A 14189-nucleotide genomic window follows, 5' to 3' on the forward strand; every position below is an offset into this window, starting at 1 on the left:
GCGCCGAGCTTATGCGGCGGCCCGGCCCCCGGGCCCACGGGCCGCCGCAGCCGGCCGGCCGGGGCTCAGCCCGCGATCGGGTACATGGATCCGCGCCGGCCCTCCGGCGAGGTCAGCCACTCCAGTTTCTCGGCGGTGCCGGTGTTCGGCAGCGGGGTGTGCAGCACGATGACCAGGTCGGGGCGGGCCGGGACGCGCAGCTGGGTCACCTCGACGTGCAGCGTGCCGACGGCCGGGTGTTCCATCTCCTTGCGGAGCTGCCCGCCGGGCTGGACGTCGCGCCGCTCCCACAGTTCCACGAACTCCGGGCTGAGCTCCTTGGCCTGCTCGACGACCGCCTGGAATCCTTCGTCGTCGGGCCGCTCCGAGCAGGCCGCACGGAACTGGGCGACGACGTTGCAGGCGATCTCCTCCCACCGCTTGGCGCGGGACCGGTAGATGGGGTCGGAGAAGAACGCGAGCAGACAGTTCTGCACGATCTCCGGACGCATCCCGAGGACGAGCGCGGCCGCGTCGTTGTACATCACCGTGTTCCAGTACGCGTCCATGATGTGCGCGGGGAACGGCATCCAGGCGTCGATCAAACGTTGCAGGCCGTGGCACATGTCGACATGGGCCGGGTCGACCTCCGGGGCCGGCGGGTTGAGCCCGGCAAGGACGTACAGATGGCGGCGCTCGGCGCTGGTCAGCTGAAGCACTCGGGCCACCGCGTCCAGTACCTGCGGCGACACCGTGATGTCACGGCCCTGTTCGAGCCACTGGTACCAGGAGACCCCGACCCCGGCGAGGACCGCGACCTCCTCGCGGCGCAGCCCCGGAGTGCGGCGCCGGGCCCCGCCGTCGGGCAGCCCGGCCTGCGCCGGAGTGATCCTGGCGCGTCGGCTCATCAGGAACTCACGCAGTTCGCTGCGCCGGTGCCTGTCGATCGGTGTAACCACGAGATGTCCCCCTGTCGGCTGCCTGGTGGTGCCACCAACAGCATAAGTTCCCACTCTCCACGGCCGGTTCGGGGCGGCGAGGGTAGGGCCATGGCGATCGACTCACAGACCCCGGCCACCGGGCCCGGCACCGCGGCCCCCTCCCCCGCGCACCCCCCGCGCGACACCCGGCTCACCGGCCGGGCCAAGCTCGTCCTCTTCGTGCTCTGCGCCGCCCAGTTCATGGTCGCGCTCGACTTCTCCGTACTGAACGTGGCGCTGCCCACGCTCGGTGCGGATCTGGGCCTGAGCCGGTCCGCGCTCCAGTGGGCGGTCACCGCGTTCGCCCTGCCGTCGGGCGGCTTCCTGCTCCTGTTCGGCCGCGTCGCCGACCTCTTCGGCCGCAAGAAGCTGTTCCTGGCCGGCCTCGCGCTCTTCGGTACGGCCTCGCTGCTGGCCACCCTCGCCTGGGACCCGGCGTCCTTCCTGGCCGGGCGGGCGCTCCAGGGCCTCGGGGCAGCCGTCATCGTGCCGACGGGCATGTCCCTGCTGACCACGACGTTCCCCGAGGGCCCGCAGCGCGACAAGGCGCTCGGCATCTCCGGCACACTGCTGTCGCTCGGCTACACCACCGGCATGGTGCTCGGCGGCGTCATGACCGACACCCTGGGCTGGCGCTCCACGATGGGCCTGCTCGTGGCCTTCGCGGCGGTCGTACTCGTCCTGGCCCCGCGCCTGCTGCCCGAGTCCCGCACCCCGCAGCGGCCGCGCCTGGACGTGCCCGGCGCCGTCACCGTCACCGGAGGCCTGCTCGCGGTGATCTACTCCCTGTCCTCGGCGGCCCAGCGCGGCTTCGGCGGGGTGGACGTGTGGGGCACCCTGCTGGTGGGCGTCGCCCTGCTCGTGGCCTTCGTGGTCGTCGAGTCGAAGGCCTCGGCGCCGCTGATCTCACTGCCGATGCTGCGGCGCCGCACGGTGGCCTGGGGCAACGTGGGCGGCCTGGTCACCTTCTCGATGATGTCCGTGGTCATCTTCGTCCTGACGCTCTACCTCCAGGAGATCCTGGGCCTCTCGTCCTTCGAGACCGGGCTGGTCTTCGGCGTGCAGGGCATCGCCTCGGCCTTCGCCGGCACGTACGCCGCCCGGCTCATCGGCCGGTTCGGCGCCCGGCGCGTCCTGGTCGGCTCGCTGCTCGGACAGGGCCTGTTCATCGCCGCCCTGCTGGGCATCGGCACCGACTCGGGCGCCCTGCTCGCGACCGTCGCGATCTCGCTGGCCAGCATGTGCCACCTCGGCGCGATCATCTCGTACGGCGTGACCGTGACCAGCGGCGTCCCGGACGAGGAGCAGGGCCTGGCGACCGGGCTCGTCACCACCACCCAGCAGGTCGGCCTCACCGTCGGCATCCCGCTGCTCGGCGTGCTCGCCACCACGCAGGCGTCCCTGTTCGACGGGGTGCGTACGGTGCTCGCCATCGACGCGGTGATCGTGCTCGCGGCGGCCGTCCTGGTGGCGGCCGGCCTCGGACTGCGCGGGCGGGCGCGGGCTTGAGCGCCCAGGCGGGCCCGGCCCCGAGCGCCCAGACAGGCTCGGCCCGGGGCGCTCAGGCGGGCGCCGCCCCAGTCGCTCAGGCCCGGTCGAGCCGGAGCCGTTCGGACTTCGGAAGGCCGGCGACCACCAGGTCGTACGAGTCCTCGATGAGCTCCCGGACCATCCGGTCCGGGAGCCCGGCCACGTCCACCGTGTTCCAGTGCCGCTTGTTCATGTGCCAGCCCGGCACGATCGCGGGGTGCTCCTCGCGCAGCCGGACCGCCTCGTCGGGGTCGCACTTGAGGTTGACGGTCAGCGGCGTCGCGTCGAGCGCGGTGAGCGCGAACATCTTCCCGAGCACCTTGAAGACCGAGGTCTCCGGGTTGAACGGAAACTCCTCCGTCACGGCGTTGAACTCCAGGCAGAACGCCCGCAGTTGCCCGGGCGTCATCCGGCGCCCCGATGTCATCGGCTGCCGGGATGTCACCGCGCGGCCTCCCTCTCCACGTCGTCGTCCTTGGCCGGCTCCACGAGCACGGTGACGATCTTGTTGCGGCGCCCGGCGGGGGACTCGGCGGTGAGCCGCAGCCTGCGCGCGTCGGGCAGTTCCACCACGGCGCTCGCGCCGGCGATCGGCACCCGCCCGAGCGACTTGGCGAGCAGGCCGCCCACCGTCTCCACGTCCTCGTCGTCGAACTCGTCGAACCCGAACAGCTCGCCCAGGTCGCCGATGTCGAGCCGGGCGGTGACCCGGAAGCAGCCGTCCTCCAGCTCGGTGACCGGCGGCAGTTCACGGTCGTACTCGTCGGTGATCTCGCCGACGATCTCCTCCAGGATGTCCTCGATGGTGACGATGCCGGCGGTGCCGCCGTACTCGTCGATGACGACCGCGACGTGGCTGCGCTGCTGCTGCATCTCGCGCAGCAGGTCACCGGCGTTCTTGGTGTCGGGCACGAACGCGGCGGGCCGCATCGCGGTGGACACGAGGTCGGCCTCGGAGTCGCGGTTGATGTGCGACTTGCGCACCAGGTCCTTCAGATACACGATCCCGACGATGTCGTCCTCGTTCTCACCGGTCACCGGGATCCGCGAGAAACCGGAGCGCAGCGCGAGGGTGAGGGCCTGGCGGATCGTCTTGTAGCGCTCGATGCAGACGAGGTCGGTACGCGGCACCATGACCTCGCGCACCAGGGTGTCGCCGAGCTCGAACACCGAGTGCACCATCCGGCGCTCGTCGTCCTCGATCAGCGACTCCTGCTCGGCGAGGTCGACCATCGCCCGCAGCTCGGCCTCGGACGCGAACGGCCCCTTGCGGAAGCCCTTTCCGGGGGTGAGCGCGTTGCCGAGGAGGATCAGGAGCTGCGGGATCGGCCCCATGATCCTGGCCAGCGGCAGCAGCACGTACGCGGCCGCCGTGGCGGTGTTCAGGGGGTGCTGGCGGCCGATGGTGCGGGGCGAGACGCCGACGGCGACGTAACTGACGAGCACCATCACCGCGATGGCGACGAGCAGCGCCACCCACGTCTGGCCGAACTCGTCGAGGCAGACATAGGTGACGAGCACGCCGGCCGCCATCTCGCAGGCGACCCGCACCAGCAGCGCCACGTTCAGATAGCGGGTGGGGTCGGAGGCGATCTGGGCGAGCTTGGCACTGCCGCGCCGACCCGTCCGTACGGCCTCCTCCGCGCGGAAGGAGGAGGTACGGGCAAGGCCGGCCTCCGCGCAGGCGGCGAGCCAGGCGACGACGACCAGCGCGACGGCTCCGGCGATGAGCTGCCCGGTCATGAGACGGTCGGCGCCGGGGAGGGACCGGTGAGGCCCTTCTCCGCGCGCCAGCCGTCGACGATCGCCGCCTGGAGGCCGAACATCTCGGCCTTCTCGTCCGGCTCCTCGTGGTCGTAGCCGAGCAGGTGCAGCACGCCGTGGACGGTGAGGAGCTGCAATTCCTCGTCCATCGAGTGCTGCGTCTCGGCGTCCTCGCCCTGCTTCTTGGCGACTTCCGGGCAGAGCACGATGTCACCGAGGAGCCCCTGCGGGGGCTCCTCGTCGTCCTTGGACGGCGGGCGCAGCTCGTCCATCGGGAACGACATGACGTCGGTCGGACCCGGCAGGTCCATCCACTGGATGTGCAACTGCTCCATGGCCTCGGCGTCCACGACGATCACCGAGAGCTCGGAGAGCGGGTGGATCCGCATCCGCGTGAGCGCGTAGCGGGCGATGTCGAGGATCGCCTGCTCGTCGACCTCGGTTCCGGACTCGTTGTTGACGTCGATCGACATGGTGCGCTCTGCTCTACTTCCCGTTTCGGCCGCGCCGACCGTCGTGGTCCTTGCGGCTGTCGTCCTGCTCGTACTGCTCGTACGCGTCGACGATACGGCCGACGAGCTTGTGCCGTACGACATCCTGCGAGGTGAGCCGGGAGAAGTGCACGTCGTCGACGCCTTCCAGGATGTCCTGGACCTGCCGCAGACCACTCTTGGTGCCGCTGGGAAGGTCGACCTGGGTGACGTCACCCGTGATCACGATCTTCGAGTCGAAGCCGAGCCGGGTGAGGAACATCTTCATCTGCTCGGCGCTGGTGTTCTGCGCCTCGTCGAGGATGATGAACGCGTCATTGAGGGTGTTGTGCGTCAGCAGGTAGTCCTGCGTCACATACAGCGAGTCCTCGGCCGCGACCTGGATGCAGACGGTCTCCTCCCGGCCGGCGGGTTCGATGCTGTCGATGAACCGCATCGGCCGGCCACCGCCGGCGTCGTGGTACTTCCGCGCCTTGCGGGCGAGACGGAAGGGCTCGATGCCCTCCGGCAGCCGGATGTCGACGACGTGCGTGTCGTAGACATGGGCGGCCGGTGCGCTGCCCGGCACGCGGTCCTCGGCCCGGCGGCGGCGCGTGGAGGCGACACCGCCCAGGGACTGGACGAGCGCGATCACGTCGTCCCGCAGGACGATCGATGCGGTCGAGTACTGGATGCGGCAGGTGCGGTCGGTTTGGAGGACGGGGCCGCCGTCGGAGTCGAGCAGGCCCTGGAGCACGGCGAGGCGGACCTCCGCCGTGTTGTACAGGTAGTCGTCCGGAACGGACGTGGAGTGCGAGCGGGTGCCCAGCAGGTCCAGCGTGCGCAGCATGCCGGTCACCGGGTTTTCCAGCGTCACCACGTCACCCGGTGACTTCGCCCCGTTGAGGACGTGGTCGGGGCCGGCCTCATGCCGTACGGCGACGCCTGGCAGGGCGGCTTCCAGCGCCTCGGAGAGTTCGGCATCCTCGGCGGAGAAGCTGGGAGTGGTGGAGCCCGTCAGGCAACCGTCGCCCAGCAGAAGGCCCAGCGCGTAGGGGTCCATGGGGACCTCCCGCTCCGGGAGGGCGACCGGCGCGGTGAGCATCGGCAGTTCGAAGCGCCGGGCATGGGCGGCCCGCAGGTTGCCGATCATCTCCTGGGTCTCAAGGACCCGCCACGGCTTGTCGCCACGCTTGTCGTCACGTGCCCTGACCGTCCACAGGTGCTCACCGCAGCACAGCGTCCAGGAACCGTCCTGGGCCGAGACCCGGTACACGTCCTTCTCGCCCTGCGGGTAGACACCCAGGACGGGGGTCGGCTCACCGTTCGAACCGATGACGAGGTCACCGACCTGGAGGTTGCCGATGGGGCGCCAGCCGTCCGGCGTCAGCACGTTCGTGAAAACCGGCTGCGCGCGCCCCCTCATATACGCCAGCGGGGCCACTTCGATCGTTCCGGCCGCCATCAGGCGGGGGATCGACTCCGGGTCGAGCATGTCGTGCAGGGCGTCGTACAGCGGGCGCAGGTACGGGTCGATCTTCTCGTACAGCGTGCCGGGCAGGAAGCCGAGGCGCTCGCCGGCCTCGACCGCGGGCCGGGTCAGGATGATCCGGGTGACCTGCTTGGACTGGAGGGCCTGGACCGCCTTGGCCATCGCGAGGTAGGTCTTGCCGGTGCCGGCGGGGCCGATGCCGAAGACGATCGTGTGCTTGTCGATCGCGTCGACGTAGCGCTTCTGGTTGAGCGTCTTGGGGCGGATGGTGCGGCCCCGGTTGGAGAGGATGTTCTGCGTCAGCACTTCGGCGGGTGTCTCGCCGTGCGCCCCATTGGCCCCGTTGGTCCCGTTGGCTGCTTCGGCGCTCGCGCGGAGCATGGCGACCGAGCGTTCCACTGCGTCCTCCGTCATCGGCTGTCCGGTGCGGAGCACCAGCAACATCTCGTCGAACAGTCGCTGCACGAGGGCGACTTCCGTCGCGTCTCCCACGGCGCTGATCTCATTGCCCCGTACGTGGATGTCGGCCGACGGGAAGGCCTTCTCGATCACGCGCAGCAGGGAATCGCTCGAACCCAGGACGGTCACCATGGGGTGCTTGGCCGGAATGGTGATGTGGGCGTGCGCCTGCGGGTGTGTGGGTGTCTGCGTCATGGGCCGGCCGGGTGGCCTGCACATACCTCCCGTTGCAGGGTCCTCGCTGATCGAGAGCCTCTGGGATACCAAGCGTACGACTTGCTGCGCATGCGGCCGAGGGGTTTTCCGCCCGGCGTCCTGGCGGGGTTCCGCCGCCCGTCCCACTGTGGCTTAGGGGGTGTCTGGTGGATCAGGGTCGGTCAGGGTGCGGCGCCTGGTGCGGTGCATCGCAAGGCGCGGGAACGTCGTGATAGCGGAGCTATCGGGGCGTTTCGGCAACGCCGCGAGGTGCCGTGCCAGGCGCCGCACCCCCGGCCATGATCCACCAGACACCCCCTAGCCCCCGGGGCCCCTTGTCGTCCGCCTGCCGACCGTGTGCCAGGGGCTCCGCCCCCGGACCGCCGCTCCTCAAACGTCGGAGGGGCTGCGCCGGTGCGCGGACGGGGGCACGGGGTCAGGCCGGGTGGCGGAAGCCCAGGGTCGGGACGGCTCGGCGCAGGGGCCAGGTGCGGGCGGCGCCGGGGAGCAGGTCGGTCAGGAAGGCGTAGCGCCGCAGGGCCCTGGGGTCCTGGTTGTCCAGGGCGCGGACCCGCTCCCACCACCCTGCGATCTCCGCCCACCCCGGCGCCGACAGCGAACCGCCGAACTCCTGGACGGACAGCGCCGCCGTGAGCCCCGCGAAGGCGAGCCGGTCCGCGAGGGGCCAGCCGGCCAGGGCGCCCGTGACGAAGCCCGCCACGAAGACGTCGCCCGCCCCGGTCGGGTCGAGCGCTTCCACCGCGATGGCCGGCACGTCCGCCGTCTCGCCGGTCGCCGCGTCCACCGCGTACGCGCCCTCGGGCCCCAGCGTCACCACCGCGAGCGGCACCTTCTCGGCCAGGGCGCGGGCCGCGGCGCGCGGGCAGTCGGTGCGGGTGTAGCGCATCGCCTCGGCGGCGTTGGGCAGGAACGCCTCGCAGTGTTCGAGGTCGGCGAGGGCCGCCAGGTCCCAGCGGCCGGTGTCGTCCCAGCCGACGTCCGCGAAGATTCGCGATCCGGACCGCGCGGCGTCCGCGATCCACTCCTCGGGGCGTCCCGGGACCAGGGACGCCACGGCGGCCCTGGCGCGCGGCGGGCAGCTGGGCGCGGACAGTTCGTGCGGCGCGTCGTGGCCGTGCGTGACCATCGTGCGTTCGCCCTCGTACGCCATGGAGACGGTGACCGGGGAGTGCCAGCCGCGCACGGTGCGCGACAGCGACAGGTCGATGCCCTCGCCCTGTTCGAGCGCGTCCCAGCAGTACTCGCCGTAGTGGTCGTCGCCGAACGTCGCGGCCAGGGAGGTGTGCAGGCCGAGCCGCGCCAGCGCGGTGGCCATGTTGGCGACGCCGCCCGGGCTCGATCCCATACCGCGGGCCCAGGACTCGGTGCCGCGCACCGGCGCCGAGTCGAGCCCGGTGAAGATGATGTCGAGGAAGACGGTGCCGGTGAGGAAGACGTCGCAGGGCGGGTCGTGGGGGTCGCGCAGACCGTCGAGCGGGTCCAGCTGGGGGGAGGGGCGCTGTTCGGCCGTCGAGGCGTGGCGCCGCTCGGCCGGGGAGCCGGTGCCACCGGGGTGACGCCAGTCGGCGCTGGGCCGGCCGACGCCCTCCGGGGGCTGCCACGTGGCCGGTTCACCGGCGCCCGCCGCAGGTCGCCGCTCGGCCGGCCGTCCCCCGGCGCCCGCCGCCGACCGGCACTCTGCCGGTTCACCGGGCCCGGCGCCGTGCCGGGCGGGGTGGCGGGCCGGCCCGGGGTGCGGAGGCTGGTGATGGTCAGGGTGGCCGGCCGGGCCGGGGCGCTGCGGCTCGGGGGGCTCGGGGAGGCTCACCGGGCCGGGGTGTTGGGGCTCGGGGGGTTCAGGGAAGCCGGTGGGGGCAACGGGCTGGGGTTCGTGGTGCTCGGGGTGGGGCGGCTGCTCTCCGCTGGTCGGTGTTGTCACGGCGGACTCTCCGTTCGCGTACAGATCTGGCAAGTCTGCCCGATGTGCGCGCGGGAGGAGCCGCTACCAGCGTGGCAGCGCCGGACTCGTCCAGTCGGCGTGCTCCGGCGCCCGGCGCATCGCGGCCGCGTCGTCGCGGTCCCGCAGGGCGCCGTCGTCGTCGAGCCAGCGCCGGTGCAGCCGGGCCAGTTCGGTCCGGTCAAGCTCGACGCCGAGCCCGGGGGCGTCGGAGACGCGCAGGTGCCCGTCGCGGAACGTGTGCCGGACGGTTATCACGTCCTCCACCTGCCACGGGTAGTGGCTGTCGCAGGCGTGGTCGAGGTTGGGGACGGTCGCGGCGACGTGGGTCATCGCGGCGAGACTGATGCCCAGGTGCGTGTTGGAGTGCATGGCCAGGCCCACCCCGAACGCCCGGCAGATCGCGGCGAGTTCGCGAGTGGCGCGCAGACCGCCCCAGTAGTGGTGGTCGGACAGGACGACCTGGACGGCGTCGGACAGGAATGCCTGCCTGATCTCCGGGACGGTCGTCACGCACATGTTGGTGGCGAGCGGCACCGTCGTGCCGCGTGACACCTCGGCCATGGCGGCCGTGCCCGGCGCCGGGTCCTCCAGGTACTCCAGTACGTCCGCGAGCTCGGCGGCGACCCGCAGCGCGGTGCGCGGGGTCCAGCCGCCGTTGGGGTCGAGCCTGAGCGGGTGCCCGGGGAACGCGGTGGCCAGCGCGCGGATCGCGGCGACGTCCTGCTCGGGCGGGAAGACGCCGCCCTTGAGTTTGAACGAGCGGAAACCGTGTTCGCGTACGAAGCGCCGGGCCTGCTCGACGATCCCGGCCGGGTCCAGAGCCGCGCCCCAGGTGTCCTTCTCGCCCGCCCCGCCGGGGTGTTCGGCCCAGCGGTAGAAGAGATAGGCGCTGTATTCCACGGTGTCGCGGACCTTGCCGCCGAGCAGGGTGTGGACGGGCACACCCTGGATCCTGCCGAGCGCGTCGAGACAGGCCACCTCGAACGCGGAGACCACGGACAGGCGCAGCTTGTCGGCGCTCTGGGCGCCGCGCAGCCCGCCGACGTCGACCGAGTCGTCGACCCGGCGGTCATCGACCCCCATGCCGTTCACCAGTGTGAACAGTCCTTGGAGGTCGGCGATGTCGTGCCCGAGCAGCGCGTCGGCGTAGGGGCGGGCGAGTTCGAGGTACGTGGTGTCGCCGTACGTCTCGCCGATCCCGGTGACTCCGGCAGCCGTGACGACCTCGACGACCAGGCGGGGCGTGTACGGCTGATGCACGCCCTGGACGTTGAGGAGCGGGGGGTCGGACACGAGGACGGGGGTGAGCCGCACCTCGGCGATCTGCTGTCCGTGCACGGCGACGTCCCTCGTCATCTCATCCGTCCATCAATGGAAATTGAGACTAGGTATGTGAACAACTCAGCGTCAAGGCTTCGGCGCACGCCGCCACACGGCGACACACGACGACACGCGCCGGCACGCACCGACACACACCACCGCGCGCGGACACTATCCGGCTCGCCCCAACCCCCTTCCCCCTCGGCGAAATTCGCTCGCTTACCCGCCGCATCTCACCATCAAACGAAACGTGACCCAGATCACGCCGCCCCAGCTTTTCGCGCACTCCGGACGCTTGATACAAATTGGGCCGCGTTCCCGTACAACACCGGGCGCATCCCCCCTCTTTGATCCCCTCTGCCCCACGGGCACTGTTCCTTGGAACGCCCATGTCCGCACGCTCTCGTGCCGCCTGGCCGCTGATCGCCGTCTTCACCGCCGGTTACCTGGCCGCATACCTCCTCCCCACCGTCGTCGGCCGCCTCTCGGCCGGCCTCGGGCTCTCCCCCGCAGAAGCCGGACTCGTCGGCTCCACCCTGCTGTTGAGCTCGGCGACGGCCGGCTTCACCCTCGCCTCCCAGGTCGAGCGGCACGGGCCGCGCCGCCTCGCCAGACTCGGTCTGCTGCTCGCGATCACCGGGTACGGCGCGGCCGCCCTCACCGCACTGATCCCGCTCGTCGTGGCGGGCGCGGTCGTCGGCGGCCTCGGCTCGGGCACGGCCACGGCGGTGGCCGCCGCCGGCATCGCCACCCAGCGAGACCCCCACCGCGCCTCCACGCTCGGGCTCCTTGCGGTCTCCGCGACGGCGGGCGCCCTCTACCTGACGATCCCTCACCTCGGGGGCGGCCACGCGACCCCGCTCGCCGCGATCGCACTGGTGGCGGCGCTGGCATGGCCCGCGACGCGATGGCTTCCCTGCGCGCACAGGGCCGGCCGGCCGGCGGAGAGCGTCGGCATCGCGGAGGCCGCGGAGGAGCCGGGCGTCCGGTTGCCGCACCGCCGCTCCGGCACGGTCCTCGCCGCCACGATGCTCTGCTGGTCGCTCGCGCAGAACGCGCTGTGGGGCGTCAGCGGGCGGATCGGCATCACCCAGGCGGGCCTGAGCGAGGTCACCGTCGGCATGGTCTTCGCGGCGGGTCTCGGCGCGGGACTGCTCGGCGTGCTCGGCGCGGGTGCGCTCGGGGCGCGCCTTGGCCGCGCGGTGCCGATCGGCGCGGGTACGGCGCTCATCGCCTGCTGCATCGTGGTGAGTTCGTCGGCGCGGGGCCTCATGTCGTTCGCGAGCGGCGAGATCCTGTGGAACGTCTTCTACCCGGTCGTCCTCTCCTACCTGATCGGCCTGTCCGCCTCGCTCGACCCGCGCGGCCGCTGGGCGGTCCTGGCCGGCTCCGCCTCCTCGCTCGGCGTGGCCTGCGGACCGCTCACGGGCAGCCTGCTGTCCCAGTACGCGGGGTACCGGGGCATGGGGCTCGTTCTGTGCGCCCTGCTGCTGCTCATCGCGGCGCCGCTCAGCGCGGTGGCGCTGCACACGTCCGGGCGCCCGCTGGTGCCGGGCTCCATCCGGCGCCGGGGTGGTACGCCCGCCGCGGTCGTCGCCGGACGGGCGGGCGCATCGGTCGCGCTGCTTCCGCAGATCGGGGTGCCGGAACAGGAAGTGGCGGAGATCCCGATCACCTCGCGGGCGAGGAAACGCCGCAAGGTCCTGGCGTCCTGACCTTCCGCCCGGCCGTACGGCTCACTCGGCCGCGCTGATCCAGCGCTCCACCTGCTCGACGGTCGTGGTCGGATCGGCGACCAGCGCGGCGAGCGGGTCCTGCGGTGAGTTGAGGGTGGCGAGGGCGGGGCAGCGGTGACAGGCGTCCACCCCCGTCTGGTTCCACCAGGTGCAGTGCGGACGGAGGTGGCACCGCGGCACGGCTCCGGTACCGCTCGGCGACGGCAGGACCTGGATGCGCTCGATCAGGGAGCAGTCGTCACCCACCCGGTTCGCACAGGCGGACGTGCAGTGCGAGGCGAACCGGAGAATCCGGTGGGGTGCGATGCCTTCGGGGATGCTCGCCAGCGCGTCGGCCGCGGGCACCGGCTCGTCCAGATAGACGACTCGACCGTTGTCCCCCGATCTCACGCCCAGAACGACCGACTCCGGGCGGTGGGCGTCGCCGCTCGGGCACCACGTGATGTGCTCTTCGCCATGGCTGTCCACGGTGCGCGCCTCCGCGGCGTCAGGAGGACGCGGTGTCGGCGCCGTCGGGGGTGCTCAGGGCGAGGCCGAGGATGGGGCCGCCGGTGGTGACCGCGCCGAGTTGCTGTTCGGCGGCCACGGCCTTCTGGATGTGTGCGGAAAGGTTCTGTGCGTCGGTTCTCTCGGCCGCGTCGGCCACCCCGCCGGCGGCGAGGAGCCCACCGATGAGCGCCGCGGTGGCAGCGGCGGCCCGAAGGTTGGGGTTCATGCCGGCCCTCCTTGACATTGTCGCGTCAACTGACAAGAGCGACCGTATGCAGCAACTCCCGTGCGCGGTAGACGCGTTGAGGCGTACTTATTTTCGTCCCCCCGCGCACACCCACCCCCCACCGACCGTACGCCCATCCCCACCCCACCCGAGAAACCGCGCGAACACCCCGGGCCCCAGGGGCGCGGGGAACTGCGCGAGCACCCGGGTTCCAGGGGCGCGAGGAACCGCGCGAGCACCGGGTTCCAGGGGCGCGAGGAACCGCGCGAGCACCGGGTTCCAGGGGCGTGAGGAACTGCGCGAGCAACCGCCCACAACCCGCACCCGAAAACGAGTCAAGGGGCGCGGGGAACTGCGCAACCAGCCACCCACACCCCGCACCCGAAAACGGACCCCAGGGGCGCGGGGAACTGCGCAACCGGCCACCGGCCACCCCCGACCCGCACCGCGCAAACGGCCCGCACAGCCCAGCGCAGCACAGCGCAGCCCAGCGCAAAGCAGCGGCACGGGGCCCGGGCACCCCCGAGAACAACCCCGCACACCCCCACCCCCAGCGGAGCTACCCCGCGTTGAAGTCGTACTCCGCAACCTCCCGGAGGTACCCCTCCCGCCGCCCCTCGTCGTCCTCCAGGAACGCCGCGATGAAGGAGTTCCGAGCCAGCTCGCGCAGGCGCTCATGGGCGAGCCCCAGCCCCTCGTGCACCGCGTGGAACGTGTCCCCCACGTACCCGCCGAAGTACGCCGGGTCGTCGGAGTTGACCGTGCACAGCAGGCCCGCGTCCATCATCGCCGCAAGCGGATGCTCCTCCAGCGTGTCGATCGCGCGCAGCCGTACGTTCGAGAGCGGGCACAGGGTGAGCGGGATGCGGTCGCGGACCAGCCGGGCGACGAGCTCGGGGTCCTCCAGGGCGCGCAGCCCGTGGTCGATCCGCTCCACACCGAGCACGTCCAGCGCCTCGGTGATGTACGCGGGCGGCCCCTCCTCGCCCGCGTGCGCGACCCGTCGCAGCCCGAGGGCCGCCGCGGCCTCGTACACCTCGCGGAACTTGGCCGGCGGGTGTCCGACCTCCGCGGAGTCGAGCCCGACCCCGGTGATCCGGTCGAGGTGGGGCCGCGCCGCCTCCAGGGTGCTCAGCGCCGACTGCGCCGACTCGTCGCGCAGGAAGCACAGGATGAGCCGGGTCGAGATGCCGTGGCGCTCCTCGCTCGTCGCGAGGGCCTGCCACAGGCCGTCGACCACCGTGCCCATCGGGACGCCCCGCGCGATGTGCGCCTGGGGGTCGAAGAAGATCTCGGCGTGCCGTACGCCCTGGGCGGCGGCGCGGGTCAGATAGGCGTCGGCCAGCGCGGCGAAGTCGTCCTCGGTCCGCAGCACCCGCATCAGCGAGTAGTACAGGTTCAGGAAGGACTGGAGGTCGTCGAAGAGGTACGCCTTGCGCAGTTCCTCGGTGTCGGCGTACGGCAGCTCGACGCCGTTGCGCGCGGCGAGTTCGAAGGCCAGCTCGGGTTCGAGGGTGCCTTCGATGTGGAGGTGGAGTTCGGCCTTGGGGAGGGGCATGGGGGGCTTCCTAGGGTGGTGCTTGAGCTGA

The 14189-nt window shown here is 71.8% G+C and carries 12 protein-coding genes; 2 read left to right on the forward strand and 10 right to left on the reverse strand.

Features of this window, described 5'->3' with window-relative positions:
* Positions 1-65: 65 nt before the first annotated feature.
* A complete protein-coding gene (locus tag ACGFW5_RS00125) occupies positions 66-887 on the reverse strand; it encodes a helix-turn-helix transcriptional regulator (RefSeq protein WP_393832332.1) in 822 nt (273 codons plus the stop codon).
* Positions 888-1028: 141 nt separating this feature from the next.
* Here ACGFW5_RS00125 and ACGFW5_RS00130 point away from each other — a divergent pair, with 141 nt between their 5' ends.
* Positions 1029-2468, forward strand: a complete 1440-nt coding sequence (locus ACGFW5_RS00130; protein ID WP_393831865.1) for an MFS transporter — start codon at positions 1029-1031, stop codon at positions 2466-2468.
* A 76-nt stretch (positions 2469-2544) separates the two neighbouring features.
* On the opposite strand, the gene ACGFW5_RS00135 is transcribed toward ACGFW5_RS00130, so the two are convergent.
* The 6 genes from ACGFW5_RS00135 to ACGFW5_RS00160 all read right to left on the reverse strand — a co-directional run bounded on the left by ACGFW5_RS00135 (position 2545) and on the right by ACGFW5_RS00160 (position 10185).
* Positions 2545-2898 carry an MmcQ/YjbR family DNA-binding protein gene (locus ACGFW5_RS00135; RefSeq protein ID WP_393832333.1) on the reverse strand — a complete coding sequence of 118 codons (354 nt, stop codon included), beginning with the start codon at positions 2896-2898 and terminating at the stop codon, positions 2545-2547.
* A gap of 32 nt (positions 2899-2930) precedes the next feature.
* Complete coding sequence (locus ACGFW5_RS00140; protein ID WP_393831866.1) at positions 2931-4232, reverse strand: hemolysin family protein; 1302 nt, start codon at positions 4230-4232, stop codon at positions 2931-2933.
* On the reverse strand, positions 4229-4726 hold the full coding sequence (gene ybeY, locus ACGFW5_RS00145; RefSeq protein ID WP_100578292.1) for an rRNA maturation RNase YbeY: 498 nt from the start codon (positions 4724-4726) through the stop codon (positions 4229-4231). Before ybeY ends, ACGFW5_RS00140 begins: the two co-directional genes overlap by 4 nt.
* Positions 4727-4739: 13 nt before the next feature.
* Positions 4740-6869 (reverse strand): PhoH family protein, encoded by a 2130-nt coding sequence (locus ACGFW5_RS00150; RefSeq protein WP_393831867.1) that lies wholly within the window; start codon positions 6867-6869, stop codon positions 4740-4742.
* A 436-nt stretch (positions 6870-7305) separates the two neighbouring features.
* On the reverse strand, positions 7306-8373 hold the full coding sequence (locus tag ACGFW5_RS00155) for a PfkB family carbohydrate kinase (protein ID WP_393832334.1): 1068 nt from the start codon (positions 8371-8373) through the stop codon (positions 7306-7308).
* A gap of 498 nt (positions 8374-8871) precedes the next feature.
* The gene (locus ACGFW5_RS00160; RefSeq protein WP_393831868.1) at positions 8872-10185 is read right to left on the reverse strand and encodes a glucarate dehydratase family protein; all 1314 of its coding nucleotides are present in this window, start codon (positions 10183-10185) and stop codon (positions 8872-8874) included.
* A gap of 353 nt (positions 10186-10538) precedes the next feature.
* Here ACGFW5_RS00160 and ACGFW5_RS00165 point away from each other — a divergent pair, with 353 nt between their 5' ends.
* Entirely contained in the window at positions 10539-11864 is a 1326-nt protein-coding gene (locus ACGFW5_RS00165) for an MFS transporter (protein ID WP_393831869.1), read from the forward strand.
* A 21-nt stretch (positions 11865-11885) separates the two neighbouring features.
* On the opposite strand, the gene ACGFW5_RS00170 is transcribed toward ACGFW5_RS00165, so the two are convergent.
* The 3 genes from ACGFW5_RS00170 to ACGFW5_RS00180 form a co-directional block, all read right to left on the reverse strand.
* Positions 11886-12353, reverse strand: a complete 468-nt coding sequence (locus ACGFW5_RS00170; RefSeq protein ID WP_393831870.1) for a hypothetical protein — start codon at positions 12351-12353, stop codon at positions 11886-11888.
* Positions 12354-12372: 19 nt separating this feature from the next.
* Positions 12373-12600, reverse strand: coding sequence for a hypothetical protein (locus ACGFW5_RS00175; RefSeq protein ID WP_393831871.1), 228 nt, complete (start codon positions 12598-12600; stop codon positions 12373-12375).
* A 559-nt stretch (positions 12601-13159) separates the two neighbouring features.
* Positions 13160-14158 (reverse strand): adenosine deaminase, encoded by a 999-nt coding sequence (locus tag ACGFW5_RS00180; protein WP_393831872.1) that lies wholly within the window; start codon positions 14156-14158, stop codon positions 13160-13162.
* Between the last annotated feature and the right edge of the window lie 31 nt (positions 14159-14189).

Source organism: Streptomyces sp. NPDC048416, assembly GCF_043200435.1.
In the GTDB taxonomy this organism is placed as follows: Bacteria; Actinomycetota; Actinomycetes; order Streptomycetales; family Streptomycetaceae; genus Streptomyces.